This is a genomic window from Streptomyces sp. AC602_WCS936, assembly GCF_019049125.1.
In the GTDB taxonomy this organism is placed as follows: Bacteria; Actinomycetota; Actinomycetes; order Streptomycetales; family Streptomycetaceae; genus Streptomyces.
Genome location: NZ_JAGMUF010000137.1, coordinates 308,993 through 334,736, shown reverse-complemented (window position 1 = coordinate 334,736; position 25,744 = coordinate 308,993). Strand labels below are relative to the sequence as shown.

The window sequence follows — 25,744 nt, the reverse complement described above, 5'->3', positions numbered from 1 at the left end:
AACACGCTGAACTTGACAGAGAAGAGATGGGCCACCACGTGCCCGGCGCCCGGGTAGGTCTCACCGGGCTGGGCGAGCACGAGCCGGCCGGGCAGGGAGGAGTGATCCGCCGGGGAGAACAGGTGCAGGGAGTCCCACATACTGCCAGGACCCTCCCGGCGCCGGGTCGGCGTCCAGCAGGACGAAGTCGAGGCCCTGGCGGCGCGGGTGGTAACCGGCGGCGAGCCCTGCCTGGCCGCCGCCGACCACCACCACGTCCGTGTGCTGCGTCACGGTGCCGTCGTCACCGCGTCGGCGGCGAACCTCCTTCGCCAGGCGAGCGCGACGTAGACCAGGCCGATCAGCACCGGCACCTCGATGAGCGGTCCGACCACGCCGGACAGGGCCTGACCGGAGGTGACCCCGAAGGTCGCGATCGCGACCGCGATGGCCAGCTCGAAGTTGTTGCCCGCCGCGGTGAACGCCAGCGTGGTGGTGCGGTCGTAGGCCAGGCCCAAGCCCTTGCCGAGGAGGAAGGTGCCGAAGAACATGACCGCGAAGTACACCAGCAGCGGCAGGGCGATCCGGGCGACGTCCAGGGGCTGGGAGGTGATGGTCTTCCCCTGCAGGGCGAAGAGGACGACGATCGTGAACAGCAGCCCGTACAGCGCCCACGGCCCGATCTTCGGCAGGAAGCGCTGTTCGTAGCCCTCACGCCCCATCCTCTGCTCGCCGATCCGGCGGGTCAGGAAGCCTGCCAGCAGCGGGACGCCGAGGAAGATGACCACGTTCAGGGCGATCTCCCACATCGAGATGTCCAGGTGCTCTCCGTCGCCGAGACCGAGCCAGCCGGGCAGGAGGTCGAGGTAGAACCAGCCCAGCAAACCGAACGCGAGGACCTGGAACACCGAGTTGAGCGCGACGAGGACGGCAGCGGCCTCGCGGTCGCCGCAGGCGAGGTCGTTCCAGATGATGACCATGGCGATGCAGCGGGCCAGGCCGACGATGATCAGGCCGGTGCGGTACTCGGGCAGGTCCGGCAGGAAGATCCACGCCAGGGCGAACATCACCGCGGGTCCGAGGATCCAGTTGATGACCAGGGAGGAGATCATCAGCTTCCGGTCGCCGGTGACGGCGTCCAGCCGGTCGTAGCGGACCTTGGCAAGGACCGGATACATCATGATCAGCAGGCCGAGCGCGATCGGCAGGGAGATACCGCCGACCTCCACCTTCGCCAGCGCGTCGTTCAGGCCCGGAATGGCCCGTCCGAGCCCGAGGCCGAGGGCCATGGCGATGAGGATCCACACCGCCAGGTAGCGGTCGAGGGTGGAGAGCTTCTTGACGATCGAGTCGTCCCCGCCCCCGGTCTGCGCGGTGGTGGGCTCGGTGGAGGTCACGGGCAGGCCCTCTTGTTCTCGGCGGCGGTGCGGGCGGAGGCGGCGAGTTCGGCGAACTGCTCGGACAGGCCGGCCAGGACCTCGGGCTTGAGCTTGTAGTAGGTGTAGCGGCCGCAGGGCTCGGTCTCCACGATCCCGGCCTCGCGCAGTACCTTCATGTGGTTGGAGAGGTTGGTCTGCTTGGCTCCGGTCTCCTCGACCAGGTGCGTCGTGCAGAGCGTCTCGCGCGCCAGGAGAGTCACGATCTTCAGGCGGAGCGGATCGCCCAGCACCCGGATCACGTCAGGATCGACTGAAGTCAGCATGCACTGATACTCTCACATCACCGCTCGCTGACACCAGCGGGGGCTGAAGTCATTGGCGGCTGGGTTCCGCCGTGCGACGAGAGAGAACGATCATCATGGCCGACAAGCCGTCCGTCCTGTTCGTCTGCGTTCACAACGCCGGCCGCTCCCAGATGGCCGCCGCCTGGCTGACCCACCTGGCCGGCGACCGCGTCGAGGTCCGCTCCGCCGGTTCCGCCCCCGGCGCTCAGGTCAACCCGGCCGCCGTCGAGGCCATGGCCGAGGTTGGCATCGACATCTCCAAGGAAACGCCGAAGATCCTCACCGTCGACGCGGTCCGCGAGTCGGACGTCTGCATCACCATGGGCTGCGGCGACACCTGCCCCGTCTTCCCCGGCAAGCGCTACCTGGACTGGAAGCTGGAGGACCCGGCCGGCCAAGGCGTCGAAGCCGTCCGCCCGATCCGCGACGAGATCAAAACCCTGGTCGAGGGACTCATCGCCGAGATCGCCCCGGAGAAGACGCCCTGAGCGCGAGGCGCGACGCCGTCGTCACCGGCTCCGGGGTGAAGCAGTCCGTGCGGAGTGGTCCAGGTGCGGCCCTGAACTCGATCCAGGCGTCGATCTCCCGGGCGAGGGCGACGCCGCAGGGTCCGGCGGCGCGGATGGCCTCGCGTCGCTGAGGAGCACCCAGCGACGTGGCCGACGCCGTCGCGTTCCTGGCGGGAGCCGACGCGGCTTTCGTCACCGGCACCGTTCTCGCGGTGGACGAAGGGCACCTCGCGGCGTGAGCGAGGAGGGCGGGCACTGCTCAGGCCTCCTCGGCCCTACGGTCGGCCGCGGGCGGACAGGCCGCCGCTGTGATCGGTACGTGGGCGCCGCCCCGGCCTTCGCCGTCCAGCAGCCGTCCCATGCGTTTCGCGGTGTGGAGGGTGATGCCGCGTTCGCTGATCCGCAGTTCCGGGTGGCGGCGCAGGATCCGCTCCTCCAGGGCCGCGCAGTCGCCGGGTGACCGCAGCCACACGGACAGCAGCAGTTTGTCGCGGCCCGTGACGGACGCGCACAGCCGGGTCTCGGGCAGCCCGGCCAGTGACTTCGCGACGGCGTCCGCGCCGGGGCCGGGCGCCGCGATCCGGAAGGTCGCGATGACGGGCCAGCCCGCCAGCCGCTGAGTCAGGTCGCACCGGAAGTAGACCTCGCCTCCCGTGATCATCCGCCGCAGCCGCCGGCGTACCGTCGTCTCGCTGAGTCCGCACTCACGCGCCAGTTCGGCGTGGCCGCGACGCGCGTCGGCGCCGAGGGCGACCAGGAGCCTGCGATCGCTCTCGTAGGGACCGGTGCCCGACCTCGGGCGACCGTGGCTCTCGCCGCGCAGATCCGCGCGCTGCCGCTCGTTGAGCGTGTGCACCAGCCATCCGCTGCCCTCCCGGTGGACCGCGGTGCAGATGCTCAGCCGTACCGAACGCACCGCGCCCAGGCCGCCCAGCCGCCGGGTCACGAAGTCGTCGAGGGAGCGCAGGTCGCGCGCGGCGACTCCCAGGAACAACTGGTGCTCTCCCGTGGTGCGTTCGAGGCTGAACACGGGTCCCCAGGAGCGCAGGCGCGCGGTCAGGGACTCCACCGCCGCCGCCTCGCAGGCGACGTCCACGTATCCGACCACCGAGGCGTGCCGCGCAGGATAGGCCGTGATCCAGGCCGCACCGCTGTCGGAGAGGCGACGCCACCGGCGGGCCGCGGTGGTGGCGTCGATGCCGATGACCGCGGCTATCCGGGACCAGGGTGCCCGCGGGTCCAGCTGGAGGGCCTCGACCAACGCCAGGTCGGTCTCGCTCAGTTCGGTGATGTCGTGCGCGAGGCCCGTGGAAACGGGCATGGCGAGTGGCAGGAGGGCGGTGTCGGTGGGCTGCACGCGTCTCATCCTGTCAGCGCCGGCGAGCGGTGGTGGCGGTTTCCTGCATTACGTGGAACCGGACGCCGGATACCTGCGATACGGAGGCGCTGAACGGCGGACGGTGCAGGGTTTCCGCCAAGCGTCGGCTCGTCAGCGGGAGGACACCCGTGCACCGAACCACTCGTACCACCGCGGTCCTGCTCTTCGTGGCCTGGGCCGTGGACTACATAGACCGGCAGGTCATCAACCTGGCTCTGCCGTCGATCGGTGACACCTTCGGTCTGACCCACGGCGAGCGGGGCATGATCCTCTCCGCGTTCTTCGTCACGTACGCGCTGACGCAGATTCCCGCCGGTCTGATCGCGGGCCGTTTCGGCGGGCTGCGGGTGATGTGCGCGGCACTCGCCCTGTGGTCGTTGTTCACCGGGCTCACGGCGGTCGCCTGGTCCTTCGCCGCTCTGCTGGTCTTCCGCTGCCTGTTCGGGGTGGCCCAGGGACTGTTCCCGGCGGCCGCGCTGGAAGCGCTCAGCCGCCGCAGTGTTCCCGAGCAGCGGCTCACGGCCAACGGCTGGGTGCAGAGTTCCAACGCGGTCGGTGGTCTGCTGGCCGCCGTGCTGGGCGGGCTGCTGCTGGCGCACTGGGACTGGCGCGTGATGTTCATCGCCGTGTCCGTGCTGGGACTCGGAGTGGTGGTCGCGATCCGGCGCTGGATGCCCGCACCGCTTCCGGCGGAACGGACCGGTCCCGTCCTGCGGCGCGGTGGCAAGAGTGCGTCCGCCCTGCTGCGGTCCTCGGTCATCTGGGGTTTCGCGGTGATGTTCTTCGCGTACGACACCGTGGTCTGGGGCCTCAACAGCTGGAGCGCCTCCTACCTGATCGAGGAGCGCGGTCTGCGGGTGAGTGACGCCGGGCTCGTGTCCCTGGCGCCGACGCTCTGCGCGGCGGTGGCCGCCGTCGTCGGCGGGCGGCTGTCCGACCGGTTCGAGGGCCGACCCCGTCGCATCGTCGTCCCGGCCATGTCCGCCGCCGCCGTACTGCTGGCCGTACTGCCGCTCACCACCTCGCTGGGCGGGTTCGTGGTGGTGGGCACGCTCATCAGCGCGGTGATCGGCCTGTGCTACATGCCCTGCTTCTCGGTGCCCCTGCGCAGTCTTCCCCCGGACCTGGCGGGTGCCGCGTCAGGCATCATCCTCTTCGGCGGACAGCTCTCCGGGATCGTGGTGCCCACCCTGTTCGGCCATGTGGTCGACGTCTGGTCCTACCGGGTCGCCTTCTGGTCGCTGGCCCTCGGGCCCGTCCTCGCGATCACCGCCGTGCTCTGCCTGCCCCAGACCTCCCATCATTTTCTGGCGCGTCTTCGCGCCGTCGTCGGCGACATCCGTACGAAGGAGGACGACAGCGATGCGTCCACAGCTCCCCGCTCCGCCTGACACCGGCCTGGCCACCGGCCTGGCGGCTCACCTCCCGCACTGGGAGGAGGTCTACCGCGAGCTGCACGCCCATCCCGAACTCGCCTTCGAGGAACACCGCACCGCGGCCTCCGTCGTGCACGAGCTGTCCCGCCTCGCGGGCTGGGACGTGACGGGACAGGTGGGCGGCACCGGTGTGGTGGCCGTGCTGCGCAACGGCGCCGGGCCGGTGGTGTGGCTCAGGGCGGACATGGACGCCCTGCCCGTGCACGAGGCGACCGGTCTGCCCTACGCCTCCACCGAGGCGGGCGTCATGCACGCCTGCGGTCACGACGTCCACGTGGCCGCCTTGCTGGGGGCCTGCCGGCAGCTGGCCGCGCATCCCGAGACCTGGCAGGGAACCGTGGTGGCCGTCTTCCAGCCCGCGGAGGAGGTGGGCCGGGGGGCGCAGGCGATGCTCGACGACGGTGTCCTCGACCGGTTCCCCCGCCCCGAGGTGGTCCTCGGCCAGCACGTGGGTCCACTGCCCGCGGGTCTGGTGATCACCAGGCCGGGTACCGTCATGGCCGCGGCGGACAGTGTCCGCGTCACCCTGCACGGTGCGGGCGCCCACGCCTCCACGCCCCATCTCGCCGTCGATCCTGTGGTGATGGCGGCGGCCGTGGTCATGCGGCTGCAGACGCTCTCCGCGCAGTTCGCGCCGCTGGCTCCGTCGCCTCTCCTCACGGTCGGTGCCGTGCACGCCGGTACCGTCCCGAACGTCATCCCGCACACCGCGGAACTGCTCTGCAGCCTCAGGACGTTCGACGAGCAGACCCGCGAGGAGGCGCTCACCGGCCTGCGGCGCATCGTCCGCGCGGAGGCGCAGGCACAGGACGCTCCCGCGCCGCCGGACATCCAGACGTACGACTCCTTCCCCCTGACGGTCAACGACGCGGACGCCACCGAACGCGTCCTGAAGGCCCTGGAGTCCGCAGGCACGCTGGGTCACGTCCTGCCCGCTCCCCTCTCGGCCAGCGAGGACTTCGGCCGCTTCGCGACGGCCGCCGGCTGCCCGTCGGTCCTCTACCACTTCGGCGGCGCCGACCCGGCCGGCTTCGACGCCGAGGCCGTCGCCGCCCTGGAACGCGGAGCGCTCCCCCCGGGCACGGTCATGAACCACTCCCCGCGCTACGCGCCCTCCGCGCCCCACGCCGTGGCCGCCGGGGTCCGCCATCTCCTCACCGCCGCCGGGGCGTGGCTGAGTGCGCCCACGACCGGCAACTCTCCGGAAAGGACCGCCCCATGACGCACTGGAAGTCCCTCGTCCTCGCCGCCGCTCTCGCCCTGTCGACGGCCGCGCCCGCCACCGCGGCGCAGACCGGCGGTCCGGGAGGCGCCGCGCCCGCGGCGCCCGCCGTACCCGACTGCGCCTGGCATCCGCTGGGCTACCGGTCGTCCAACGTGGCGTACCCGGACACCAACTCCCAGTACTGGCTGCTGCACTACACCGTGCAGAAGGGTCTCACCATCGAGCTCGACGGCCGTTATCCCGACGCCCGCTACGCCTCGTTCGCCTCCTACGACGCCTCCCGCGACAGCTTCACCGGACCCGACGGCGCCCCCTCCGTCCTGACCGACCACCGGATCGCTCCGGACCGGGGCAGTCACAATCCCTACCGGGAGCACAGCCGCCCCGGGGGCAAGTTCACGGTCTCGGTCACCGACCGGGCCGCCGACCGACGCAACACCCTGCCGCTCGCTCCCGCCGGAACACCGGAGGACGCCGAGGGAACGGTGATCTACCGCGTCTACCTGCCGCACGGCGAGGTCCGGCTGCCGAAGGTCACCTTCCTCCGTGACGGCCACCGGGTACGTGTCGCGACCTGTGACGACGCCCTGACAAACGGGCCCGGCCGCGGGCCCGTGCCGCCCGCCCGCACCGCCGACGAACCGACCCGGCCGGCCTTCGCCCGGCTGGGCGGCTCCGGGCTGTACCCGAATCCCGACAACGCGTACGTGGCCACCGGCTTCGACGCCCCGCCTCCGGGACAGGTCCTCGTCGTACGCGGCAAGGCGCCCGCGGGGACCACCGGCGACCGGGCGCGGCCCTGGCCCGACCCGAAGGCCCAGGTGCGGTACTGGTCGATGTGCAACAACCTGTGGTGGGGTCCCGGCGAAGTCGTCGCCAACCCCCTGCCCGACGGCACGGTGGACACGGGCTGCCGCACGGACTCCGACACCCGTCTCGCCGCCGACGGCACGTACACGTACGTCGTCGGCAGGGAGGAACAGCGGGCGGCCGTCGAAAGCGTTCCGGGCGTCACCTTCCTGCCGCTGTCCGCGGCGACACCGACCGACAAGCACCTGCTGATCCTCCGGAACATGCTGGCCGACCCGGGCTTCGCGGAGGCGATCCAGCAAGTTCCCGTCGGCAGCGGACCGGCCCGCACCGCCGAGGTGATGGGCGACCACTACCCGAGGACGGCCTACTGCGACCTCACCTCACTGACCGCCTCCGGCCCGGAGGCCTGCCCGGTCGTCTGACAACGAGCGCCTCGGTTGCCTCCCTCGCCGGTTCCGGCAGTCAGTCGAAGATGTCCGGGAGGTCCAGCCGGGGGCCGCCGCACCACCCGGTAACCGTGTCCGTTCCAGCACCGGCTGGTCGTCCGCCGTGGACCGCCCCTGCGGGACCCGTCGCTTCCCCGTCGTCGTCATGCCCGCACGCTGTCCGCCGTCCTGCGGCTCACCGGCGGTGCCGTCCGTCTCCGCGGCCCGGGCGTCAGGCGTCGGTGACCGTCGTGGTCACGGGTGTGCCGGTCTCGACGGTTCTGCTCACGGTGCAGAGACGGTCGTGGGACGCCTTCACCGCGCGGGGCAGGATCGCCCGGGCGCGCTCCGCCCCCTCGCCGTCCGGGAAAGCCACGGTGAAGGTGACCTCGAGGTTCGTCATGCGGTTGCCCAGGTCGTCGCTGACCTTGTCTCCGGTGACCGTCACGGAGAACCGGGTGGGCTCCGCGTGACGGCCGGTGGCGACGTCGACGTCCACGGCCGAGCAGCCGCCGATCGCCGCCAGGAGCAACTCGACCGGGGTGAATCCGGTGTTCTGGCCGCTGTCCGAGGCCGTACCGAAACTGATCGATCCGCCGCGGGGGTTGGTCGCCAGGAACTGGCCGCTGCTGGTGCGTTCGACGACTACGGAACGCTCCGAGTGTTCGCTCATGTCATCGACATTAGTCGCATCCGTGCACGAGCAGACGACAGGGCACGGCCTGCTCCCTGACCCTGCGGTGCCCGCTCCCGCCTGCCCGTACATGGTGCAGGCGCGCCTCCGGCGTGCGGGTCACGGCCTCCGTCAGCAGGCCGTCGGTGAACAGGGCTCCGGTGCCGTCCTCCACAGCCCAGCCGGCGGGGAGGGACCCGGTTGCCACGGCCTCCTGGTAGGAGGAGCGACGGCCCGGCTCACTGGCGTAGTGCGGGCAGACCGATCCGGGCAGCAGACCCAAGCCGTCCGGCAGGAACGTCAACGGTCCGAACGAGTCCGTATGGGACCCTTCGGCCCAGCAGTTGGCGCCGGCGCTGATCCCGCACAGGAGCGTGCCGCGTTCGTAGGCCTCGCGAAGCAGCCGGTCGACACCGTGCGCACGCCAGACCGCCAGCAGGTTCACCGTGTTGCCGCCACCGACGTACACGACGTCTTGGGAGAGCAGGAACGTTCGCAGGGCGTCGTCGTCGAGTTCCCTGCGGAACAGCGGCAGCACACTGGGTTCGCAGGTGCGCGGCCGGAAGGCGGTGAAGAACTGTTCGACGTAGGCGGGAGCGTCGCCACTGGCCGTCGGCACGAAGCACACCTTGGGTCGCGAGGCGCGCGCATGGGAGAGCGCCCAGTCGTCCAGGAGGCCGTCGGTGTCGGTGGAGAAGCCTCCTCCGATGAGGGCGAGCCGATGTGCGGGGGCCACGGACATGGACGGGCTCCTCAAAGAGACGGGTACGGGTTTCCCGCACCATGGCGGGTGACCGGCCACGTCCGCAATCGAAATCCGCCGTCGCCGGCAGCGGCGATGTCCGTACGGGAGCTGACGTTGAGCTTGCGCATGATGCGCGCCACATGGTGTTCCACGGTGCGGGTGGACAGCACCAGGCTCTCGGCGATGTCGCGGTTGGCTCGCCCCTGGACGACGAGCCTGGCCACCTCCTGCTCGCGCGGGGAGAGTTGATCGCCGTAGCCGAGACGGCCGCGGCGGTGTGTCGTGACGACGGCGTGGCGGCGCAGCAGCCGGTGGCACCGGGCGACGTCCCAGCGCGCGCCCAGCTTCTGGTACTGCTCGATCACCGCGTGGATCGTGTCCACGGCTGTCTGCCGCCGCTCGGCCCCGTCCTGCTCCGCCGCCTCCGGGTCGGGCAGGAGGCAACGCCCCCTGGCCTCGGCCGTGCGGGCGGCGTCGAAGGGGCGGCCGAGGCGGCGCCACCGCGCTTCGGCCTCGGCCAGCAGGAGGGCCGCGCGGCCGTGCCGTTGTTCGTCCTCGGCCAGCAGTGCCCGGCACACGGTCAGTGCCGCGCGGGCGGCGGGCGCGTCGCGGCCGGCGGTTCCCGCGTCGAAGTCCGCGACGATCCGGTGGGCCCGCGCCGTCTGGCCGCTGCCGCACAGGGCCTCGACGGCGGTGGGGGCCACCTCGGTGGCCCATACCCAGCCGCCGGTCCGCTCCAGGTGCCGCAGGGCGCCTTCGACGGCGTCGCAGGCTTGCCCGGGCCGCCCGGCCTCCAGGTGGACGCGGGCGACGGCCGCGGCGGACGCGGTGATGATGACCCCGGTGTCGTAGCGGGCCGTGCGGGCGGCCTGAGCGAGGTCGCGGCGGGCGCGCGGGACGTCGCCCAGGACGTGCAGGGCGGTCAGCCCGCGCACCAGCATCGCCTCCGCGGCCAGGTCGGGTATCTCCTGGTACATCCGTGTGGTGTGGTCGGCGTCCTGGTGCAGGCGCTCCCACCCGCCCTCGTGCCAGGCCAGCACCAGGCGCCCGGTCTGCGTGAGTCCCTCCAGGTACGGGCTGCTGGTGTCGGCGAGTGCGTCGGCCGCGCGGAAGAGGAACTCCCTCGCCTTCGCGGCGTGTCCCAGGGCCATCGAGGCGTGCGCCAGGTTGGTCCAGCCCCGGGCGTACTGTGCCGCCTCCATGACCGACCCGGCGGGGCCGCGCAGCGCTTCGGCGGCGGCCCACGCCCGGTGGTCGCCGAGGAGCATGAGCGCGGTGGCACGGTTGGCGGCCATCGCCGCCCTGGCCACCGGGTCCGTCACCCGGTCGGCGACCGCCTCGGCCCGTTCGAGCCAGGCGGCGTGCCGTTGCACCGGCCAGCCCTGGATGGACGGGATGGCGGCGACGAGCATCGCCCGTACCGCGGTCTGCGGGTCGGAGACCTCCAGGTCGGGGATGGCGCGGGCGACCTCTTCGAGGCTGTCGAGTGCACCCCCGCTCTGATTGCGCAGGACCACGCCCAGGTGGAGGCGCATTTCACCGCTCAGCCGGGGCGGCGGCGCGTCCTCGTCCAGCACCCGCCGCACCGCGCTCACCACCTGCTCCCCGGCCCTGGCCAGTTGCGCGGTGCGGGCCAGCTTCGCGGCGGTCCGGATACGGCCGGCGGCCCTCGGGTCCTCGGTGACGGCCTGGGTGTAGAGGGTGGTCGCGGCGGTGTAGTCGCCCTCGGCGGCGGCCCGGTCCGCGGCCGCGACGAGGCAGCGCAGGCTCTCCTTGGTCCGGCCCGCCGCCCGGTACAGCCGGGCCAGTTCCGCGAGCGGCAGCGGTGCGCCGCGGCGCTGCAGCACGCGTGCGGCCCGCAGGCTCAGCCACGCCAGCCCCGGCCCCGGCACTTCCTCCAGCACGGCCCGTCGGTCCAGCGGGTGCCGGAACCCCGGGTGCGGTCCGTCGGCGCGGAGCACCGACCGCCGTACCGCCTGGGCGACGGCACGCTCGGTCCGCTCGGGTTCCAGGCCGGCGACCTCGGCCAGGACGTGCACGGTGACGGGCAGGTCCAGCACCGCCGCCGCCTCGACGACCCGCTGCGCGTCGTCGGTGAGCGGGCCGCGCCGCTGCGCCATGTCGCGCCTCAGCCGCGCGGGCACCTCCGCGGCGCTCACGGCGCGCACGATGCCTTCGGCCGGTACGGCGCCGTCGGTCGCACCCGGGGCGCCGCTGTGGCACACGGCACGCAGCAGGGCCTCCGCCGCGCCCGGAAAACCGCCCGTCCACGTGTGCACCTCCGCCGCGGACCCCGGCTCCGTCGCCCGCTCCCCCAGCCGGCGCCGGACGAACTCGCCCGTCTCCTCGGGCGTCCACGGCCGCACCTCGACCTCCTCGACGAGGACGTGGTCCGGTACGCGGATGCCCAGGGCCGGCAGCCCGGGCGCCCGGCGTTCGGTGAGGACCAGGCGCAGCCCGGGCGGCAGGTCTGCCAGCAGTCGGTGCAGCAGGTCCCGGGTCGCCGGGTCGGCCCAGTGGACGTCCTCCACGACCATGACCGCGGGGCCGTGGGCCGCCAGCAGGGAGCGGACGGCGCGCGGCAGCAGCCCGCGCCGGAGCTCCGGATCGGCCGCCGCCGCGGGCGGCTCCGGGAGCCGGTCGGCCAACTCGGGCACCAGCGTGGCCACCACCCCGGTCAGCGGGGGCAACGGCGTGTCCGCCCCGTCCGCGCGGTACGGCAGCCCGGCCAGAGCGTCGGCGATCGGGACGAGGGCGGCGCCCTCGGACACGTCGGGACAGGTCCCGCGCACCTGTGCGCAGCCCCGCAGCCCGTCGTCGGCCAGTGCCTCGTCCACCAGCCGGGACGCCCCCGCACCGGCCTCGCCGCGCACCACCACGACACACGGCGGCCGGCGGAGCGCCGCACGGACCCGGGCCACCTCGGCGGCGCGCCCGACGAACCCGGCGTCGGTGTCCGCTGCCGCGCGGGCCGCCGGCCGGTGACCGACGCCGTCGCCTGCCCCGGAATCGGGGAAACGTCTCTCCACAAGTGCCTCCTCGGCGCCGCCGACCACGCTGGTGCGCAGGTGGTCTACCGGCCGGCGGGCTCCGGTGCAATAGGTGTCCACCACCCAGGCATTGGGGACGCCGTCGGCCCGGCCCGGCCGGGTCCACCCGGCCGGGCCGTCATCGTCGTTCTTTGGGTAGCGCTACGGATTGCCGGGGCGCGGCCGGACGCCCGAAGCTCTGAGCGGTCGGCCGCCCAGGCTGCCGTCCGTTCGGTCAGAGGCGGTGTCGCCCGGCGCCCCACTCCGCGCGGCACCCGCCCACCCCCATGCCCCACCGCTCGCGGACCACCCAGGACACCGGCAATGCATTTGTCATGCACTCGACATCACCTGGGTGGCGCGCGCCGCGACGGGTGCCGTCGTCCGGATCCGAGCCGGCTCCGGACCGCTCTCAAGGGAGAAACCATGGAGTTCGACGCTCGCGTCGTCCGACGCGTGCTCGCCGTCGGCGCCAGTGCCGCGCTGCTCTTCGGGGCCGCGACGACCGCCGGGGCCGCCCCCGCACCTCCCGGCGACGGCGAGGGACGCATCGTCGGCGCCGACCGGCCGGGCGCGGTCGACGGTTCCTACATCGTGACGTTCAAGGACTCGGTCGCCCGGGCCGACGTGCCTGCTTCCGCGAAGGCGCTGGCCAAGCGGCACGCGGGCAGCCTGCGTCACACCTACACGGCCGCGCTGCGCGGCTTCGCGGTCAGAATGAGCGAGGCCGAGGCGAAGGAGCTGGCCGCCGACCCGTCCGTGGCGCGCGTGGAGGCCGACGGTATCGCCTACGCGGTCGACACACAGACCGACCCGCCCTCGTGGGGGCTGGACCGCATCGACCAGCGCGACCGGCCGGTGGACTCGCGCTACACGTACTCCACCAAGGCCTCGAACGTCACGGCGTACATCGTGGACACCGGTATCCGCATGTCCCACCGCGACTTCGGCGGCCGTGCGGTCAGCGGCTACGACTTCATCGACGACGACCGCGACGCCTCCGACTGCCAGGGTCACGGCACGCATGTCGCCGGTACCGTCGGCGGTGCCGCGCACGGTGTCGCCAAGGGTGTCGAGCTGGTCGGTGTCCGGGTGCTGAACTGCCAGGGCACGTCCGGCAGCACCTGGGGGCCGGTCCTCGCGGGCATCGACTGGGTCACCAAGAACGCGGTCCAGCCCGCCGTGGCCAACATGAGCATCGGGGGCGGACGTACCCAGTCCGTCAACGACGCGGTGGCCGCCTCCATAGCCTCCGGCGTCACCTGGGTGGTGGCCGCCGGCAACAACAACGCCGACTCCTGCCAGTACTCCCCGTCCTCGACACCGTCGGCGATCACGGTCGGGGCCACGTCCGCCAACGACGCCCGCTCGACCGGCTGGTCCAACGGCCAGGGCTCCAACTACGGCTCCTGCCTGGACCTCTTCGCTCCCGGCAACGCCATCGTGTCCACGTCCAACGCGGGCGACAGCGCCTCTCAGTCGATGAGCGGCACGTCGATGGCCGCACCGCACGCGGCGGGCGCGGCCGCGCTGCTGCTCTCCGCCAACCCGACCTGGTCCCCGGCCCAGGTGCGCGACCGGATGGTCGCCGACGCCACGTCCGGCCGGATCAGCGACGCGCGGGCCGGTTCGCCCAACAAGCTGCTCCACACCGGGGCCGGCACGCCGCCCACCGGACCGCTGTTCGAGAACGCGGACGACCACATCATCCGTGACAACGCCACCGTCGAGTCGCCCCTGCCGGTCACCGGCGTCGGCGGCAACGCCCCGGCCGATCTCTCGGTGAAGGTCGACATCCGGCACACCTTCCGCGGCGACCTGCGGGTGGAGCTGGTCGCCCCCGACGGCACCACGTATCCGCTCAAGGACTACGACAGCTACGACGGTTCCGACGACGTGCGTGCCACCTACTCCGTGAACGCCTCCGCCGAGACGGCCGACGGCACGTGGAAGCTCCGCGTGAGCGACAACTGGGTCAACGACACCGGGTACGTCAACGCCTGGTCGCTCCAGTTCTGACCACCCGCTCCCCCGGGTCGCACGGGCTCCGGGCCGCCCCCTTTCCGGGCGGCCCGGAGACAGCGGCGAATCACTTGCACCGGTGATCTTCGGCTACGTAGGCTCCAGGCTCCACGGCGTATCGGGCAGCTGTTCGCAGCCCACGGGGCAGAGAGTGAGAGACCTATGCAGCCGACGTTCGTACTGGTACACGGAGCCTTCGCGAACTCCTTCTCCTTCGCACCGCTCCAGGCCGAACTCGGCCTCCTGGGGCACCGCTCGGTCGCCGTCGACCTCCCCGGCCACGGTTTCGCGGCGACCTACTCGCGTGCCTACCAGGCGCCGCAGGACCTCGAAGGCCTCGCCACCGCGCCGGGCTCCATCAAGGGCGTCACGCTCGCCGACAACGCCGCGCACCTCATCGGCGTCCTGGAGCGGGCCAAGGAGAACGGGCCGGTGATCCTCGTCGCGCACAGCCGCGGCGGTGTCACGGCCACCGCCGCGGCCAACGCGCGCCCGGACCTCATCGACCGCATCGTCTACGTCTCCGCCTGGTGCCCGGTCGACCTGGACGTCAACGACTATTACGCCGAACCGGAGATGGCCACGGTCGACGCCGCGTCCCTGGGTCTGGCGATGGCCGGGAACCCTGCGGAACTCGGTCTGCTCCGCGTCAACTTCCGCACCGCCGACCGTGACGCCCTCGCGGCGTTCAGGGCCGCCTTCCTGGCCGACGGCACGGAGGAGGAGTTCCTGACCTTCCTCAACACCTTCCAGCCGGACGAGAACCTCGACGTCGGCACCAGTGCCGACCGCGCACAGGCGGCGACCTGGGGCCGCGTCCCCAAGACCTTCGTACGCCTCGCCGACGACGCGAGCATGCCCCTCGCCATGCAGGACCGCCTGATCCGCGAGGGCGACGCGCTGACCCCGGGCAACCCGTACGACGTCCGCACCCTCGCCGGCAGCCATCTGAAGTGGCTCGTCGACCCGGCACCGGCGGCCCGCGTCCTGGGGGAGCTGATCTGAAGCCGGGCCCTCGGTGATTGGTAGCCTCCCGGGATGACTGCGACGTTCGACCATGCCGTCCGTGCCCGGCTGCAAGCTCCCAACATCTGGTACGTCGGTACCGTGTTCGCCGACGGAGCACCGCAGGTCAGTCCGATGTGGGTGGACCTGGAGGGAGAGGGCGAGCTGACGTTCAACACGTCGGTGGGCCGGGTGAAGGAGGAGAATCTGCGCCGCGATCCTCGCGTCTACCTCTCGCACGCGGACGCCGCCGATCCCTTCGACCGAGTGCAGATCAGTGGTGTGGTGGCCCGCTTCGTCGAGGGCCAGGAGGCGCACGACCGGATGGACCGGCTGGCCCGCAAGTACCTGGGCAGCGAACAGTTCGAGTGGACCATGCCCGGGGAACAACGGGTCGCGGTGATCGTGCGGCCGGTCAAGGTGCGGCACATCGTCGGGGTGGAGCGCTTCCGGCCCGGTGGCCCCGTTCCCGCTCCCTGACGGGCCGCCGACCGCAGGCAGCACGCTCGGTCGAGCGGATCGGTGGTGTCGCGGAGGGTGGCCAGGGCCAGGGTGTTACACGCCGCGAGGGTCTCACCTGTGACGCCGGCGTCGCAGGTGTGGCCAGTCGGCGAGCTCGTCAGCGGCGGGGGGCTGGGCGGCGGCCTGCTCGACGGAGTCGTGGAACGAGTAGACGGGACGCAGGCCACCGAGGGAGAAGACGCGCAGCAGCCCTGGGTCGGCGCACGCGATCCGCAGCGAGCCGTGACGGCTCTGGATGCGCTTGGTGACGGCGACGATCATGCCGAGCCCCGTCGAGTCCAGGAAGGGCGCGCTGCACAGGTCCAGAACGAAATGGCGGTGACCGTCGGCGAGGAGCCCGTCCACTGCGGCTCGGACGAGGGGAGCGAAGGCGATGTCGATCTCGCCGTCGGCCTCGACGACCGTCCAGCCGTTCGTCACGCGCCAGCCGACCGATTCCTGCTGCCTCGCCATGCCCTGATCACGCACGTCCGTACTCCCTCAGCCTTGCCTGTTCCGCCCGACAAGACCAGGAAACGTGTTATGCGCCATACATCACAAGAGTGGCGATTTCAGATGGTGAGCGAGAGCCTCCGGGACACTCGCTCCGCGGTGGCGACCAGCGTCGCCACCGCGTCTTCCAAGCTGGAGGTGCGGCCGGCGCTCAGGGAGATCCCGAGCGAGCCGATGGTGTCGCCGTGCCGCACGGGCACCGCTACGCACGCGGTGCCGAGGGAGTACTCCTCGATGTCGGTGACCGCGGGGCCGTGGGACAGGAGGTCGAGGCGCCGTAGCAGTTCAGCGCGGTGAGTGATGGTGCGCGGGGTGAGATCGTGCAGCTTGTGGCGGGAGAGGTAGTCGGCGCGGGCCTCGCCGTCGAGGTCGCGCAGCACGCACTTGCCGAGGGCCGTGGCGTGCCCCGCCTCCTCGAAGCCGACCCAGAGATCGACGCGGGGCGTCTTCGGCCCGTCCACGATCTCCGCGACCCGGATCTCGCCTTCCTCGTAGAAGGTCAGATAGGCCGCGGCCGACAGGCCGTCCCTGAGCTCCGTGAGCGTCGGACGGACCCTGCTGAGCGCCGCTTGATCACGGCTCCCTCCGTGCAGCGCGTCCAGCTTCTCCCCGAGGACGAACGTGCCGTCCTCGAGTTTGCGCACGTAGCCGTCGTGCACCATCGTGCGCAACAGGTGATAGGTCGTGGCCAGCGCCAGCCCTGTCTCACGTGCCAGCTGTTTGGCCGGTACGCCGCCCTCGTGCGCACCTACGGCCTCCATCAGCCGGAAGGCTCGCTGTACCGACGAGATGAGTGTCGGGCCGTCCTTGCCGCCCATCTCTCCACCATGCTTCGCGCAGACAAGTCCTGGCAAGTCGGATCTGTTCGCCGAGCCCACTGAGTCCGTTGGGTGCCGGCGAGTCCTACCTGAGAGGCCGCGCCCTCCTCCGCGGGGCGGAGGAAGTCCGCCGCAGCGGACGACGCCCCGCTGCCACGTCCGAGGCCAGCATGTACGCCATGACGACCGCGAACGATCACCTCCCCGCCGCCGCGCCCGCACCTGTCTGGGCGCGCCGTGCCGCCCACGCCATCGCACTGTGCGCACTACCGTCGGGCCTGTGGCGCATCGCCATGGCATCCGGTGTCTACGTGGGCTACAGCGACCAGGTGCTGCGCGACGTCTACGGCATCCCGGGCTGGGGCATCGCGTACGTCGTCGGCCTGTCCGTCCTCGCCGAGCTGGCCGCACTGCTGCCGCTGCTGCTCGTCAGCGACCGGTGGCGGCCCCTGCGCCCCGCGGCCCTCACAGCGGTGGCCTGGGCCGCATCGGGCATGCTGGTCCTGGTGGCGCTGTGGCAGCTGGTCGTAGCTGTCACCGTGGAAAGCCAGACGTACCTGTCGAGCGGTGCGGCGCAGACGGTCTGGGGCATCGCTTTCGCCCCGCTGTTCGCCATTCCCGTCCTGACGACTGCGGTGACCTGGTCGTACGCGAGGCGCCACCGGGCGCGGAGGCGCCTTGCGGATATGTCCGGCCACGCTCCAGGTCGGTGACCTCTGCGGCGGGGTTGTGGCAGAGGCGTCCCGAGGGGGAGCATCAGTCGTCGTACTGGATCAGGGGGGAGCCATGCCGTCCATGGACGCTGCCGAGAACGCCGAACTGTGGGCGTTTCTGAGCTCTCGACGCGACGGCGAGATCATGTCGGGCAGGATCGCCTCGATCGAGTCGTTCGGCGTCTTCGTGGCGTTGGACGACGGCCCTGATCACCCCGTCTTCCCGGGCGTCGGGTTCATCACGATCCCCGAACTGTCCTGGCGGCACCTCGAGAGGGTGTCGGACGTCGTGCGGGTGGGGCAGCACGTTTCGTGCGTGTTCCTCCAGTTCGACACGACGAACGGAGAGGCGAGGCTGTCCCTGCGGGGGACCCGGCCTGACCCGTTCCGGACGTTCGCCGAAAACACCGCGGTGGGCCAGACCCTCCAGGGGCAGGTCACCAAGCTGGTCCCGTTCGGAGCCTTCGTCCAGGTCACCGAGGACATCGAAGGACTGGTCCACCTCCGAGAGCTCGCCTGGACGGATGTCGAGGCTCCGCAGGAGGTGGTCCGGGTCGGCGACCGGCTCGCGGTCGTCGTCACAGAGGTCGACCCGGAGCGACGCAGGCTGGTCCTCTCCCGGCGACAGGCCCTTCCACGGTCCCGGGCCGGCAGGACGTAGCGGGACGCGGCAAGGAGTCCTACGCCTATGCCGACCACGTCTTCGGCGTACTGGGAGCCGCTGTGGGCTCGCGGCCGCCGTTACCAGCGGATCACCGAGGCAGCAGCCCTGGCATCGACTGCTCTCCCAGCGCCGTCGTCCTCGCTGCCGCCCGGGGTGCCGGGCCCCGGACCGTCATCGCAGTGCATGGACTTCGCCGCCGACGGCCTCGCCGGCTTGTCGTCCATCCACCGGTGGACCAGGCGGCAGGTGATGACCGCGTACGCGGCGTCCGGGAGGGCGGATCAGTGCCGCCGAGGCCGAAACGCTCACCGCGGGCTGGTCCGACGTCCGCGTCGCCGACCTCGACGTACTCCGCCGCTACGCCCTGCGCCCGTGAGGTCCCCGGCCGCGTGATCGTGAGGAACGCAGCCGGGGCGGACGTCAGCCCGTCTTCCACGGCCCCAGCTTCTGGGGGTTGAGCACGCCCCAGACCCGCCGGATCCGGCCGTCGGCGATGTCGAACGCGTACACCGACACGACGACCCCGTCCAGCTGGGCCGACAGACCGGGCTGGCCGTTGACCGTGCACTCCCCGACCGTCAGCCCGCCGGGCAGGGGCCGGCCGGCGAAGAAGCGGGCGATGCTCTCGGCTCCCTCGATCGGGTGGAGCAGGGCCGTGACGAGCCCGCCGCCGTCACCGACGGCTGTGGCCTCGGGGTCGAGCAGGCCGACGAGGGCCGGGATGTCCTTGGCCTCCCACGCCTGTTTGAACTCCCTGACGACACGCGCCCGCTCGGCCGTCGGCGAGGCGGGAGCACGTGAGGCGTCGATGCGGCGGCGGGCCGAGGACGCCAACTGGCGGCAGGCTCCCGCGCTGCGGCCCACGATGTCGGCGACTTCGGAGAAGGGGTAGCGGAAGACGTCGTGCAGGACGAACGCCACCCGTTCGGCCGGAGTCATCGATTCGAGCACGACGAGGAAGGCCATGCTCACCGACTCGTCGAGCGTGACGCGGTCGGCCGGATCGGTCGTGCCGCCGTCCGTCGCGCCGCCGGGCCACTCGGTGGGCGCCGGGAGCGGCTCGGGGATCCACTCCCCCACGTAACGCTCCCGCCGCGCCCGTGCCGAGCGGAGCACGTCCAGGCAGACCCGGCCGGCGACCCGGTTCAACCAGCCGCCGGGGGACGCCACCGCCTCCCGTTCCCGCGGGGACATCGCGTACCAGCGGGTGTACGTCTCCTGGACGACGTCCTCGGCCTCGGCCAAGGAGCCCAGCATCCGGTAGGCGAGGTTGATCAGCCGGCGGCGTTCGCCGGTGACCGCGCCATGCTCCGCGTGGAGCGGGCCGTCTTCCGCGGCGGCCGGGACGGGTGTCATGGTCTCGTGGCTCCCTCGGTCGGAATGTCCCCCGCGAGTACGACGGGACAGCGCCCCCGAATGTGAGGGCGGCGCCCGGCCTGACATTCCGCCGGGCCGTCTCGTCGAACCCGTCGTCGGCAACACGACGGCAGCAGACGGAGGTACACCGGTATGAAACCCGTGAACGTCGCGGTCATCTACTACAGCATGAGCGGCAATGTGCACGCCCTGGCGGAAGCCGCCGCCGAGGGCGCGGAGAAGGCCGGGGCCCGTGTCCGGCTCCGCAAGGTCACCGAGACCGCTCCGCCGGAGGCGGTCGCCGCACACCCTGCCTGGGCCCGGCACCACCAGGACACCGCCGCCGTGGCCGAGGCCGGCCACGGCGACCTGGAGTGGGCGGACGCGGTGCTGTTCGGCACCCCGGCCCGCTTCGGCAATCCGGCGGCGCAGCTTCGGCAGTTCCTCGAGTCCACCGGTCCCCTGTGGTTCCAGGGCAGGCTCGCGGACAAGGTGTACTCGGCCTTCACCGCCTCGAACAGCGCGCACGGCGGCCAGGAATCCACGCTCCTGGCGCTCGGCAACACCTTCTACCACTGGGGCGGCATTCTCGTGCCTCCGGGGTACACCGGCGCCGACCGGCCCGAAGCCGCCAATCCGTACGGCACTTCGCACGTGGCCGGTGACGGGCCGCCCGGCGAGGCGACCCTCGACGCCGCCCGCCACCAGGCCCGCCGCGTCGTCGGCGTCGCCGCCGCGCTCAAGGCCGGCCGTGCCGCCTGATCCCGTCCGTTCCGTCCCTCCGCACCGAGACCGAAGGAGTTCACCATGACCACGTACGAGTCCGAGATCAGGACGCTGCTCGCCAGTCGTGCCGACGCCCAGCAGGCGAAGGACATCGACCGGCTCATGTCCTTCTACGCCGCTGACGCCGTCTACTACGACGTCGTCCCCCCACTGCGGTTCACCGGCGTCGAGGAGATCCGCGGCAACTTCCTGCGCTGGTTCGACGGTTACGTCGGCGGCATCAGCCTGGAGACGCACGACCTCACCCTCGCGGCCGGCGGGGACGCCGCGTTCGCGCACATGCTCCATCTGGACTCCGGGGAGCGGAAGGGCGGGCTCCAGGCGTCGGTATGGGTGCGCGAGAGCGTCTGCCTCCGGCGGTCGCACGGGACGTGGGCGATCACGCACGAACACGTCTCGGTTCCCGTCGACCCGGCGACCATGCGGGTCTGGCTCCCGTCCGAAAGGGACCAGCCCGCCTGATCCCCGACCGGTGTCACATACGCGTCACGCGGGCCCCTGCCCGTCGGGCAGGGCGTGCGCGAGGAGGAACTCGGTGGCTCCCGCGATCGCCTCGGCGTAGGTGCTGTGGACGGCCTCGGACTCCCGCTCCTGCTGGTCCGCCGCGGTGGCGGTGTACCACCAGGCGTCGGCGTCGGCGTCGTGGTGGACGACGGCGCTGCCGCCCGCGTAGTGGAGCGGGATGGATTCCCGGGTGGATTTCCTGACCACCGCGTGGGGCCACTTGAGGCGGGCGGACTGGCGCTTGATGCCGCCCCACGCGGCACCGAGTTGAGCGTAGTTCGCTCCGCTGCGACCCGCGACGGTGGCGGCGCTCTCCGCCAGCCGGTCGACGGACTGCTTGGCCTCGTAAAGGGACCGCAGCAGTGCGAGCTGCACATCGGGCGCGGCCATGAGCACGGGGTCGAAAGGCTTGCCGGCGGTGCGGTAGGCCCGCGCTCGGGTCGAGATCCGTTCGGCCAGGGCGCGGACCGCGTCGTGGACTCTCTCGTCCATGGTGAACGTGTCGTCCGTGGTGGGCTCGGTCCAGGAGGGCTCCATCAGGGTGGTGGCGGTGGTCCAGAAGGTCTCGTCGTTCTTGTCGGGGGTCGGGATCTCAGCCGCTTCGGTCATGCGACAAGAATAACTGTCGGAGTTCGAATCCGACAGGTAAATCTGTCGACAGCGCTACGTCGCCGCGTCCGCGAGCAGGCGCAGCGCCAGCTCCCGGATTTCCGGGCTCGCCTTCTCGGGGCTGCCCGTGTCGAACGGGGGGTCGGGGTCGTATTCCACGGCGAGTTGCATCGCCTGTCCCACCTGGTCGCCCGCCAGTCGCGCGGCGAGGTGCAGTCCCATGTCGATGCCGGCCGAGACGCCGGCGGCGGTGACGATCCTCCCGGCCTCGACGAAACGCCCCGGTGTGCAGACGGCGCCGACTTCCGCCAGGTAGGAACGGGAGGCCCAGTAGGTGGTGGCGGGCAGGCCGCGCAGCAGACCGGCCGCACCGAGGATCAACGACCCCGTGCACACGGCGGTGGTCCACGCCGACCGACGGTGAATGTGACGTATCCAGTCGAGGACCACCGGGTTGGCCATCGTGGCCGTGGTCCCGCGTTGGCCCGCTCCGGGAATCAGCAGCACCTCCGCCCGCGGCACACTGTCCAGGGAACGGTCGGCCACGAGCCCCAGCTCGCCGGTGTCGGTACGGATCCGCCCCGCCTTCTCGGCCACGGTCGTCACCGTCACCCCGGGTACCCGGCAGAGCACCTCGTACGGCCCGACCGCGTCGAGCGCGGTGAACCCGTCGTACAGCAGTACCGCCACCCGCACCTTGCTCCCTCCGCCTCTCGTGGAGCCCTGGTCTCCGGCCGGTTCGGCCTGCGCCGCCGACGCTCCACCGGTCGCCGCCAGCCCCACCCCCAGGCCACTCGCGACCGCGGTGTGAAGAAACCGTCGGCGATCACGGTCCGTCTCTGACATGTCCGACTCCCTGTCCTGGAACGCGCCCCGGCGGGGCACTGACGAACGAGCAGTCGCGCGGTGAGGCCGAAGAGTTCCGCGGCTGGTCAGCCCCGCCCCCGGTCAAGACCGCCTGACATGATGACCGGATGCACGCTCCCGTTCCGATCGACTTGGACACATGGCCGCGCCGTCAGCACTTCGAGCACTACCGACGGCTCGTGCCGTGCACGTACTCGATGACGGTGGAGCTCGACGTCACCGCGTTCACCGCGGCGCTGCGGCGGTCACCGCGCAAGTCGTACATCGCGCAGGTCTGGGCGCTCGCCACGGTCGTCAACCGCCACGACGAGTTCAGGATGTGCCTGACCGCGTCGGGTGAGCCGGCCGTCTGGCCGGTCGTGCACCCGGCCTTCACGGTGTTCAACCCCGCCCGCGAGACGTTCGCGTGCGTGTGGGCCCCGCACGATCCCGACTTCGGCGCGTTCCACGACGTCGCCGCCCCGTTGCTCGCGGAGCACGGTCGCGCCACCGACTTCTTCCCTCAGGGGGCACCGCCGCCCGACACGTTCGACGTTTCGAGCCTGCCGTGGGCGTCCTTCACCGGATTCAACCTCAACATCGGCGACGGCTGGGACCACCTCGCGCCGATCTTCACGCTCGGCCGGTACACCGAGCGCGCCGGCAGGGTCCTGCTGCCTCTCGCGCTGCAGGTGCACCACGCCGCCGCGGACGGGTTCCACTCGGCACGGCTCGTCAACGAGCTGCAGGCGCTCGTGGCGGACCCGGCCTGGCTGGACCGCGCCGCCGACTGACGGCGCGGTCCTGGCCATTCACCGGGCGGAGCCCGTCACCTGCCCCTCACAGGGTCAGCAGCACACGGTGCGCGATGCTGGTGTCCCTCAGAGGCTTGAGGACGAGGCGCACGAGGACCAGTGCGTTGTCGTCGCCCGCGATCCGGTTGGCGCTGAGCTCACCGCAGGCCAGACAGTGATGGATGATCATCCACTCACCGTCGGGCCGTACCGACATGCTCAGTGCCTCCATCCGGCCCCGGCAGTCCGCGGCCCGGTCGCCCGGGACCCGTCGGTCGACGTGCAGACTGGTCAGACAGTTCGGGCAGTGGTTGCGGTGCGTGGTGCCGGGCGCGCCCAGTGACACGTCCATCCGGCAACCCACGCACCGGAATGCGTTCGCCCGGTGTTCTCCCTGCCCGTGGAGGACGTCCTTGCGCCGCTGCGGCCTCCGCACGGCCCGCGCACGCCTGTGCGGCTTACTGCGCCTTGGCATGATCGCGCTTCTCCTCCCGGCTCACAGGTCACCGAACACTTCGAGAGGGAAGGGCGGTTGGGCCAGTGGCCGCACGGCCATGCGCATCAGGACGAGCTGGTTGTCGTCCGTGCAGACGGGGTTGGAGGTCAGCTCGTCGCAGCGCACACAACGGTGGATGACCATCCAGTCACCGGTTCGCAGTACGGCGATGGAGATCGGCGTCATCCGGCCGTGGCAATCGCTGGGCCCGCCCTCGATGTGGTCGAGGACGTGCCGTGAGTGCAGGCAGGACGGGCAGTGGTTCCGCCGTGCGCCGTCACCGGCGACGGTGGACACGGTCAGGCCGCACCACGCGCAGACGAACGTTCCGGTGAGGGTGCGGTGCGGAGTGCTTGAGGGAGTCTTTCTGGTGCTGGACACCCGGGGTGCTCCTTGCTGAGTGATTGGTGATGACAGCAAGAGCAGGCCGAGCGGCCTCGACGAACGAGCCCACCCAACGACATGAAGGGTCGGACGGTCAGGCGGTGCAGCGAGGCGCGCTCAGCGCGGGCCGGGTCATAAAAGTCTCGTTTCCAGGGCCGCCACTGGCCCAGAGCAGATCGACAGAGCACCGACACGGTAACCACTGCTCCAGGCCGGGTGCCACCGAATTACGGCCCCAGCTCCCAGGAGTCGGCCGGCGGCGCACCGGCCCGGTCGGCGACGCCGATCTCGAGCAGCGCGGTCGTCTCCTCGACGCCGAGGAAGACGAGGCTCGACACGTCGAAGACCAGGGCGCGGCCGTCCGGGCCGGACCGCGGGAGTGCCAGGCCGGTGCCGGTGCGCCCGACGACGTCCTGGACCCCGTTCTCGACGACGACGCCGGGTATCCGGCGCGCGGCCCGGTACAGCGCCTCACCGAGGCCGGGCACCAGGGCGGCCGGTTCGAGCACGCCGGCGATGTACTCGAACACCGCCTCCTCGTGGGTCGGCCCCTGTCCTTCCGTTTCCCGGTAGACGTACGCGAGCAGCTTCCGCGGGTCGGTGGGCAGTGCCTGGAGTTCCCGGTAGTCCCTGCCGCCGGACATGGCCATGCGCTCCGTCGTCGGCGAGTCCGGGTCAAGACGGTCCCCGGCCACGGGCCGAGGCCCGGTCAGGGCCAGACCGTCCCGCCCGCCGCCCACAGCGAGCCAGTCCTCGCGCTGGACCACCTCCGCTCCACCGCGGTGGTCCGTGTACTCCCCCGACATGACACGGCGCTTGTACAGGAACTGGTCCTCGCCCATGGCGATGACCGGGGGACGGCCGACCGTCGTCGCGGACCGGCCCTGGGTGTGCACGGCCTCGCGTCCGCCCTGCAGCCCGGTGACGACGACCGTTCCCGTCACCACGGTGGCCCCGAGGGCCAGTGGCGCCGCCGCCCAGACGACGAGCCGCCTGCCCGGGAGCCTCCGGGGCGCGCCCACCCGCTTCCTTGCGATCTCCCGCATCAGGTGCTCTCTGAGCACCCGGCGCCGGTCCGGGCCCAGCATCGGGTCGCCCGGGGCCGGCAGCGGATCGGCCGTCTCCTCGTACTCGAACCCGCGAAGATCCTTCGGAGTCATCGCCCTCTCTCCTCTGCGCACTGGTCCACCCGCCCGTGCCGCGCGAGCGTCGGCGTACCGGGCGCCGCGTGCCGGGCCGCGGCGGGTATCCGTCCGCGCTCCGCGTCGGTGAGCGCGCGCAGCCGCTTCCTGGCCCGCGAGAGCCGCACCCGTACGGTGCCCGCCGTCACCCCCAGGGCCTGGGCCGCCTCGGCGGTGTCGAGCCCCTCCCAGACGCACAGCGTGAAGACCTCTCGCTCGGCGCGCCGCATGCCGCTCAACGCCCTTTGGGCGGCGGCCAGTTCCTCCCGGTCGGCCAGCCGCTGCGTCACCTCGTCGGCGAAGTCCGGGACCGGGGCGGCGGGAGGGAGCCGCGCGAGAGCGTCCCGGTGCCGGCGTGCCGTGCGCGTCATGTTGCGCATGACGTTCGTCGCTATGCCCAGCAGCCAGGGGCGCAGACTGTCTCCCTCCGGCAGCACCCGTTCACGCAGCCGCCAGGCCTCCAGGAAGGTCAGCGACACGACGTCCTCGGCGGTGGACCAGTTGCCCGTGACCCGTACGGCGTGCCGGTGGACCGACGAGGCGAAGGTGTCGAAAAGTCGCCCGAAGGCCTCGGGGTCCCCGGCTCGGACACGGTCGCGCAGTGAGTGCTCCACGTC

Annotated in this window: 28 protein-coding genes and 1 pseudogene; 13 read left to right on the top strand and 16 right to left on the bottom strand. The window is 71.8% G+C overall.

Features of this window, described 5'->3' with window-relative positions; genetic code table 11:
• Positions 1–23: 23 nt before the first annotated feature.
• The 3 genes and pseudogenes from KUM03_RS37760 to KUM03_RS37750 all read right to left on the bottom strand — a co-directional run.
• Positions 24–273, bottom strand: a pseudogene (locus KUM03_RS37760) (FAD-dependent oxidoreductase); the annotation flags it as partial.
• Positions 270–1,376, bottom strand: coding sequence for an ACR3 family arsenite efflux transporter (arsB, locus tag KUM03_RS37755; protein WP_217255129.1), 1,107 nt, complete (start codon positions 1,374–1,376; stop codon positions 270–272). The pseudogene KUM03_RS37760 and the gene arsB, both read right to left, overlap by 4 nt.
• The gene (locus KUM03_RS37750; RefSeq protein ID WP_217255128.1) at positions 1,373–1,681 is read right to left on the bottom strand and encodes a helix-turn-helix transcriptional regulator; all 309 of its coding nucleotides are present in this window, start codon (positions 1,679–1,681) and stop codon (positions 1,373–1,375) included. The genes arsB and KUM03_RS37750 overlap by 4 nt, the downstream gene beginning before the upstream one ends.
• Before the next feature lie 95 nt (positions 1,682–1,776).
• Between KUM03_RS37750 and KUM03_RS37745 the strand changes: the two genes are divergently transcribed.
• Positions 1,777–2,190 carry an arsenate reductase ArsC gene (locus KUM03_RS37745; protein ID WP_217255127.1) on the top strand — a complete coding sequence of 138 codons (414 nt, stop codon included), beginning with the start codon at positions 1,777–1,779 and terminating at the stop codon, positions 2,188–2,190.
• 167 nt (positions 2,191–2,357) lie between these two features.
• Positions 2,358–2,450, top strand: coding sequence for a hypothetical protein (locus KUM03_RS37740; protein ID WP_374225428.1), 93 nt, complete (start codon positions 2,358–2,360; stop codon positions 2,448–2,450).
• A gap of 20 nt (positions 2,451–2,470) precedes the next feature.
• On the opposite strand, the gene KUM03_RS37735 is transcribed toward KUM03_RS37740, so the two are convergent.
• A complete protein-coding gene (locus tag KUM03_RS37735) occupies positions 2,471–3,568 on the bottom strand; it encodes an Lrp/AsnC family transcriptional regulator (protein ID WP_308406492.1) in 1,098 nt (365 codons plus the stop codon).
• Between the two features lie 149 nt (positions 3,569–3,717).
• Here KUM03_RS37735 and KUM03_RS37730 point away from each other — a divergent pair, with 149 nt between their 5' ends.
• Genes KUM03_RS37730 through KUM03_RS37720 form a run of 3 tightly spaced genes read left to right on the top strand, consistent with a single transcriptional unit; the run spans position 3,718 to position 7,485 of the window.
• A complete protein-coding gene (locus KUM03_RS37730) occupies positions 3,718–4,980 on the top strand; it encodes an MFS transporter (RefSeq protein ID WP_308406491.1) in 1,263 nt (420 codons plus the stop codon).
• Positions 4,952–6,247, top strand: coding sequence for an amidohydrolase (locus KUM03_RS37725; protein WP_254400426.1), 1,296 nt, complete (start codon positions 4,952–4,954; stop codon positions 6,245–6,247). Before KUM03_RS37730 ends, KUM03_RS37725 begins: the two co-directional genes overlap by 29 nt.
• The gene (locus KUM03_RS37720) at positions 6,244–7,485 is read left to right on the top strand and encodes a hypothetical protein (RefSeq protein WP_217255126.1); all 1,242 of its coding nucleotides are present in this window, start codon (positions 6,244–6,246) and stop codon (positions 7,483–7,485) included. The genes KUM03_RS37725 and KUM03_RS37720 overlap by 4 nt, the downstream gene beginning before the upstream one ends.
• A 235-nt stretch (positions 7,486–7,720) precedes the next feature.
• On the opposite strand, the gene KUM03_RS37715 is transcribed toward KUM03_RS37720, so the two are convergent.
• The 3 genes from KUM03_RS37715 to KUM03_RS37705 are packed head-to-tail and all read right to left on the bottom strand — an operon-like array spanning position 7,721 to position 11,935.
• On the bottom strand, positions 7,721–8,161 hold the full coding sequence (locus KUM03_RS37715; protein ID WP_217255125.1) for an OsmC family protein: 441 nt from the start codon (positions 8,159–8,161) through the stop codon (positions 7,721–7,723).
• 10 nt (positions 8,162–8,171) lie between these two features.
• Complete coding sequence (locus tag KUM03_RS37710) at positions 8,172–8,903, bottom strand: peptidase E (protein ID WP_217255124.1); 732 nt, start codon at positions 8,901–8,903, stop codon at positions 8,172–8,174.
• An 11-nt stretch (positions 8,904–8,914) separates the two neighbouring features.
• Positions 8,915–11,935: a LuxR family transcriptional regulator gene (locus KUM03_RS37705; RefSeq protein WP_217255123.1), complete on the bottom strand. Its 3,021-nt coding sequence runs from the start codon at positions 11,933–11,935 to the stop codon at positions 8,915–8,917.
• Positions 11,936–12,361: 426 nt separating this feature from the next.
• On the opposite strand from KUM03_RS37705, the gene KUM03_RS37700 reads away from it, so the two are divergent.
• From KUM03_RS37700 to KUM03_RS37690, 3 genes are all read left to right on the top strand, one after another.
• Positions 12,362–13,954, top strand: coding sequence for a S8 family peptidase (locus KUM03_RS37700; protein ID WP_217255122.1), 1,593 nt, complete (start codon positions 12,362–12,364; stop codon positions 13,952–13,954).
• 165 nt (positions 13,955–14,119) lie between these two features.
• On the top strand, positions 14,120–14,962 hold the full coding sequence (locus tag KUM03_RS37695; protein WP_217255121.1) for an alpha/beta hydrolase: 843 nt from the start codon (positions 14,120–14,122) through the stop codon (positions 14,960–14,962).
• A 33-nt stretch (positions 14,963–14,995) separates the two neighbouring features.
• Positions 14,996–15,442, top strand: coding sequence for a TIGR03618 family F420-dependent PPOX class oxidoreductase (locus KUM03_RS37690; RefSeq protein ID WP_217255120.1), 447 nt, complete (start codon positions 14,996–14,998; stop codon positions 15,440–15,442).
• Between the two features lie 93 nt (positions 15,443–15,535).
• On the opposite strand, the gene KUM03_RS37685 is transcribed toward KUM03_RS37690, so the two are convergent.
• Together KUM03_RS37685 and KUM03_RS37680 are read right to left on the bottom strand one after the other, a co-directional pair.
• Positions 15,536–15,952 (bottom strand): STAS domain-containing protein, encoded by a 417-nt coding sequence (locus tag KUM03_RS37685; protein WP_217255119.1) that lies wholly within the window; start codon positions 15,950–15,952, stop codon positions 15,536–15,538.
• An 83-nt stretch (positions 15,953–16,035) separates the two neighbouring features.
• Positions 16,036–16,794: an IclR family transcriptional regulator gene (locus KUM03_RS37680; RefSeq protein ID WP_217255118.1), complete on the bottom strand. Its 759-nt coding sequence runs from the start codon at positions 16,792–16,794 to the stop codon at positions 16,036–16,038.
• A gap of 170 nt (positions 16,795–16,964) precedes the next feature.
• On the opposite strand from KUM03_RS37680, the gene KUM03_RS37675 reads away from it, so the two are divergent.
• The gene (locus KUM03_RS37675) at positions 16,965–17,507 is read left to right on the top strand and encodes a hypothetical protein (protein ID WP_217255117.1); all 543 of its coding nucleotides are present in this window, start codon (positions 16,965–16,967) and stop codon (positions 17,505–17,507) included.
• An 82-nt stretch (positions 17,508–17,589) separates the two neighbouring features.
• Positions 17,590–18,168, top strand: coding sequence for a S1 RNA-binding domain-containing protein (locus KUM03_RS37670; protein WP_374225427.1), 579 nt, complete (start codon positions 17,590–17,592; stop codon positions 18,166–18,168).
• Positions 18,169–18,591: 423 nt separating this feature from the next.
• Here the strand turns inward: KUM03_RS37670 and sigJ are convergent, their stop codons facing one another.
• A complete protein-coding gene (sigJ, locus tag KUM03_RS37665) occupies positions 18,592–19,527 on the bottom strand; it encodes an RNA polymerase sigma factor SigJ (RefSeq protein ID WP_217255115.1) in 936 nt (311 codons plus the stop codon).
• 153 nt (positions 19,528–19,680) lie between these two features.
• Here sigJ and wrbA point away from each other — a divergent pair, with 153 nt between their 5' ends.
• Complete coding sequence (gene wrbA, locus KUM03_RS37660) at positions 19,681–20,289, top strand: NAD(P)H:quinone oxidoreductase (protein ID WP_217255114.1); 609 nt, start codon at positions 19,681–19,683, stop codon at positions 20,287–20,289.
• 45 nt (positions 20,290–20,334) lie between these two features.
• Complete coding sequence (locus tag KUM03_RS37655; RefSeq protein WP_217255113.1) at positions 20,335–20,775, top strand: nuclear transport factor 2 family protein; 441 nt, start codon at positions 20,335–20,337, stop codon at positions 20,773–20,775.
• A 24-nt stretch (positions 20,776–20,799) separates the two neighbouring features.
• On the opposite strand, the gene KUM03_RS37650 is transcribed toward KUM03_RS37655, so the two are convergent.
• Both KUM03_RS37650 and KUM03_RS37645 read right to left on the bottom strand, forming a co-directional pair.
• Positions 20,800–21,426: a hypothetical protein gene (locus KUM03_RS37650; RefSeq protein WP_217255112.1), complete on the bottom strand. Its 627-nt coding sequence runs from the start codon at positions 21,424–21,426 to the stop codon at positions 20,800–20,802.
• A gap of 54 nt (positions 21,427–21,480) precedes the next feature.
• Positions 21,481–22,272 carry a DJ-1/PfpI family protein gene (locus tag KUM03_RS37645; protein WP_217255111.1) on the bottom strand — a complete coding sequence of 264 codons (792 nt, stop codon included), beginning with the start codon at positions 22,270–22,272 and terminating at the stop codon, positions 21,481–21,483.
• Between the two features lie 128 nt (positions 22,273–22,400).
• Between KUM03_RS37645 and catA the strand changes: the two genes are divergently transcribed.
• Positions 22,401–23,066, top strand: coding sequence for a type A chloramphenicol O-acetyltransferase (catA, locus tag KUM03_RS37640; protein WP_217255110.1), 666 nt, complete (start codon positions 22,401–22,403; stop codon positions 23,064–23,066).
• A gap of 46 nt (positions 23,067–23,112) precedes the next feature.
• On the opposite strand, the gene KUM03_RS37635 is transcribed toward catA, so the two are convergent.
• The 4 genes from KUM03_RS37635 to KUM03_RS37620 form a co-directional block, all read right to left on the bottom strand.
• Complete coding sequence (locus KUM03_RS37635) at positions 23,113–23,541, bottom strand: RNHCP domain-containing protein (RefSeq protein WP_217255109.1); 429 nt, start codon at positions 23,539–23,541, stop codon at positions 23,113–23,115.
• Between the two features lie 21 nt (positions 23,542–23,562).
• Positions 23,563–23,943, bottom strand: coding sequence for an RNHCP domain-containing protein (locus KUM03_RS37630; protein WP_217255108.1), 381 nt, complete (start codon positions 23,941–23,943; stop codon positions 23,563–23,565).
• Between the two features lie 230 nt (positions 23,944–24,173).
• A complete protein-coding gene (locus KUM03_RS37625; protein ID WP_217255107.1) occupies positions 24,174–25,106 on the bottom strand; it encodes a CU044_5270 family protein in 933 nt (310 codons plus the stop codon).
• A complete protein-coding gene (locus KUM03_RS37620; RefSeq protein WP_217255106.1) occupies positions 25,103–25,741 on the bottom strand; it encodes an RNA polymerase sigma factor in 639 nt (212 codons plus the stop codon). Before KUM03_RS37620 ends, KUM03_RS37625 begins: the two co-directional genes overlap by 4 nt.
• Between the last annotated feature and the right edge of the window lie 3 nt (positions 25,742–25,744).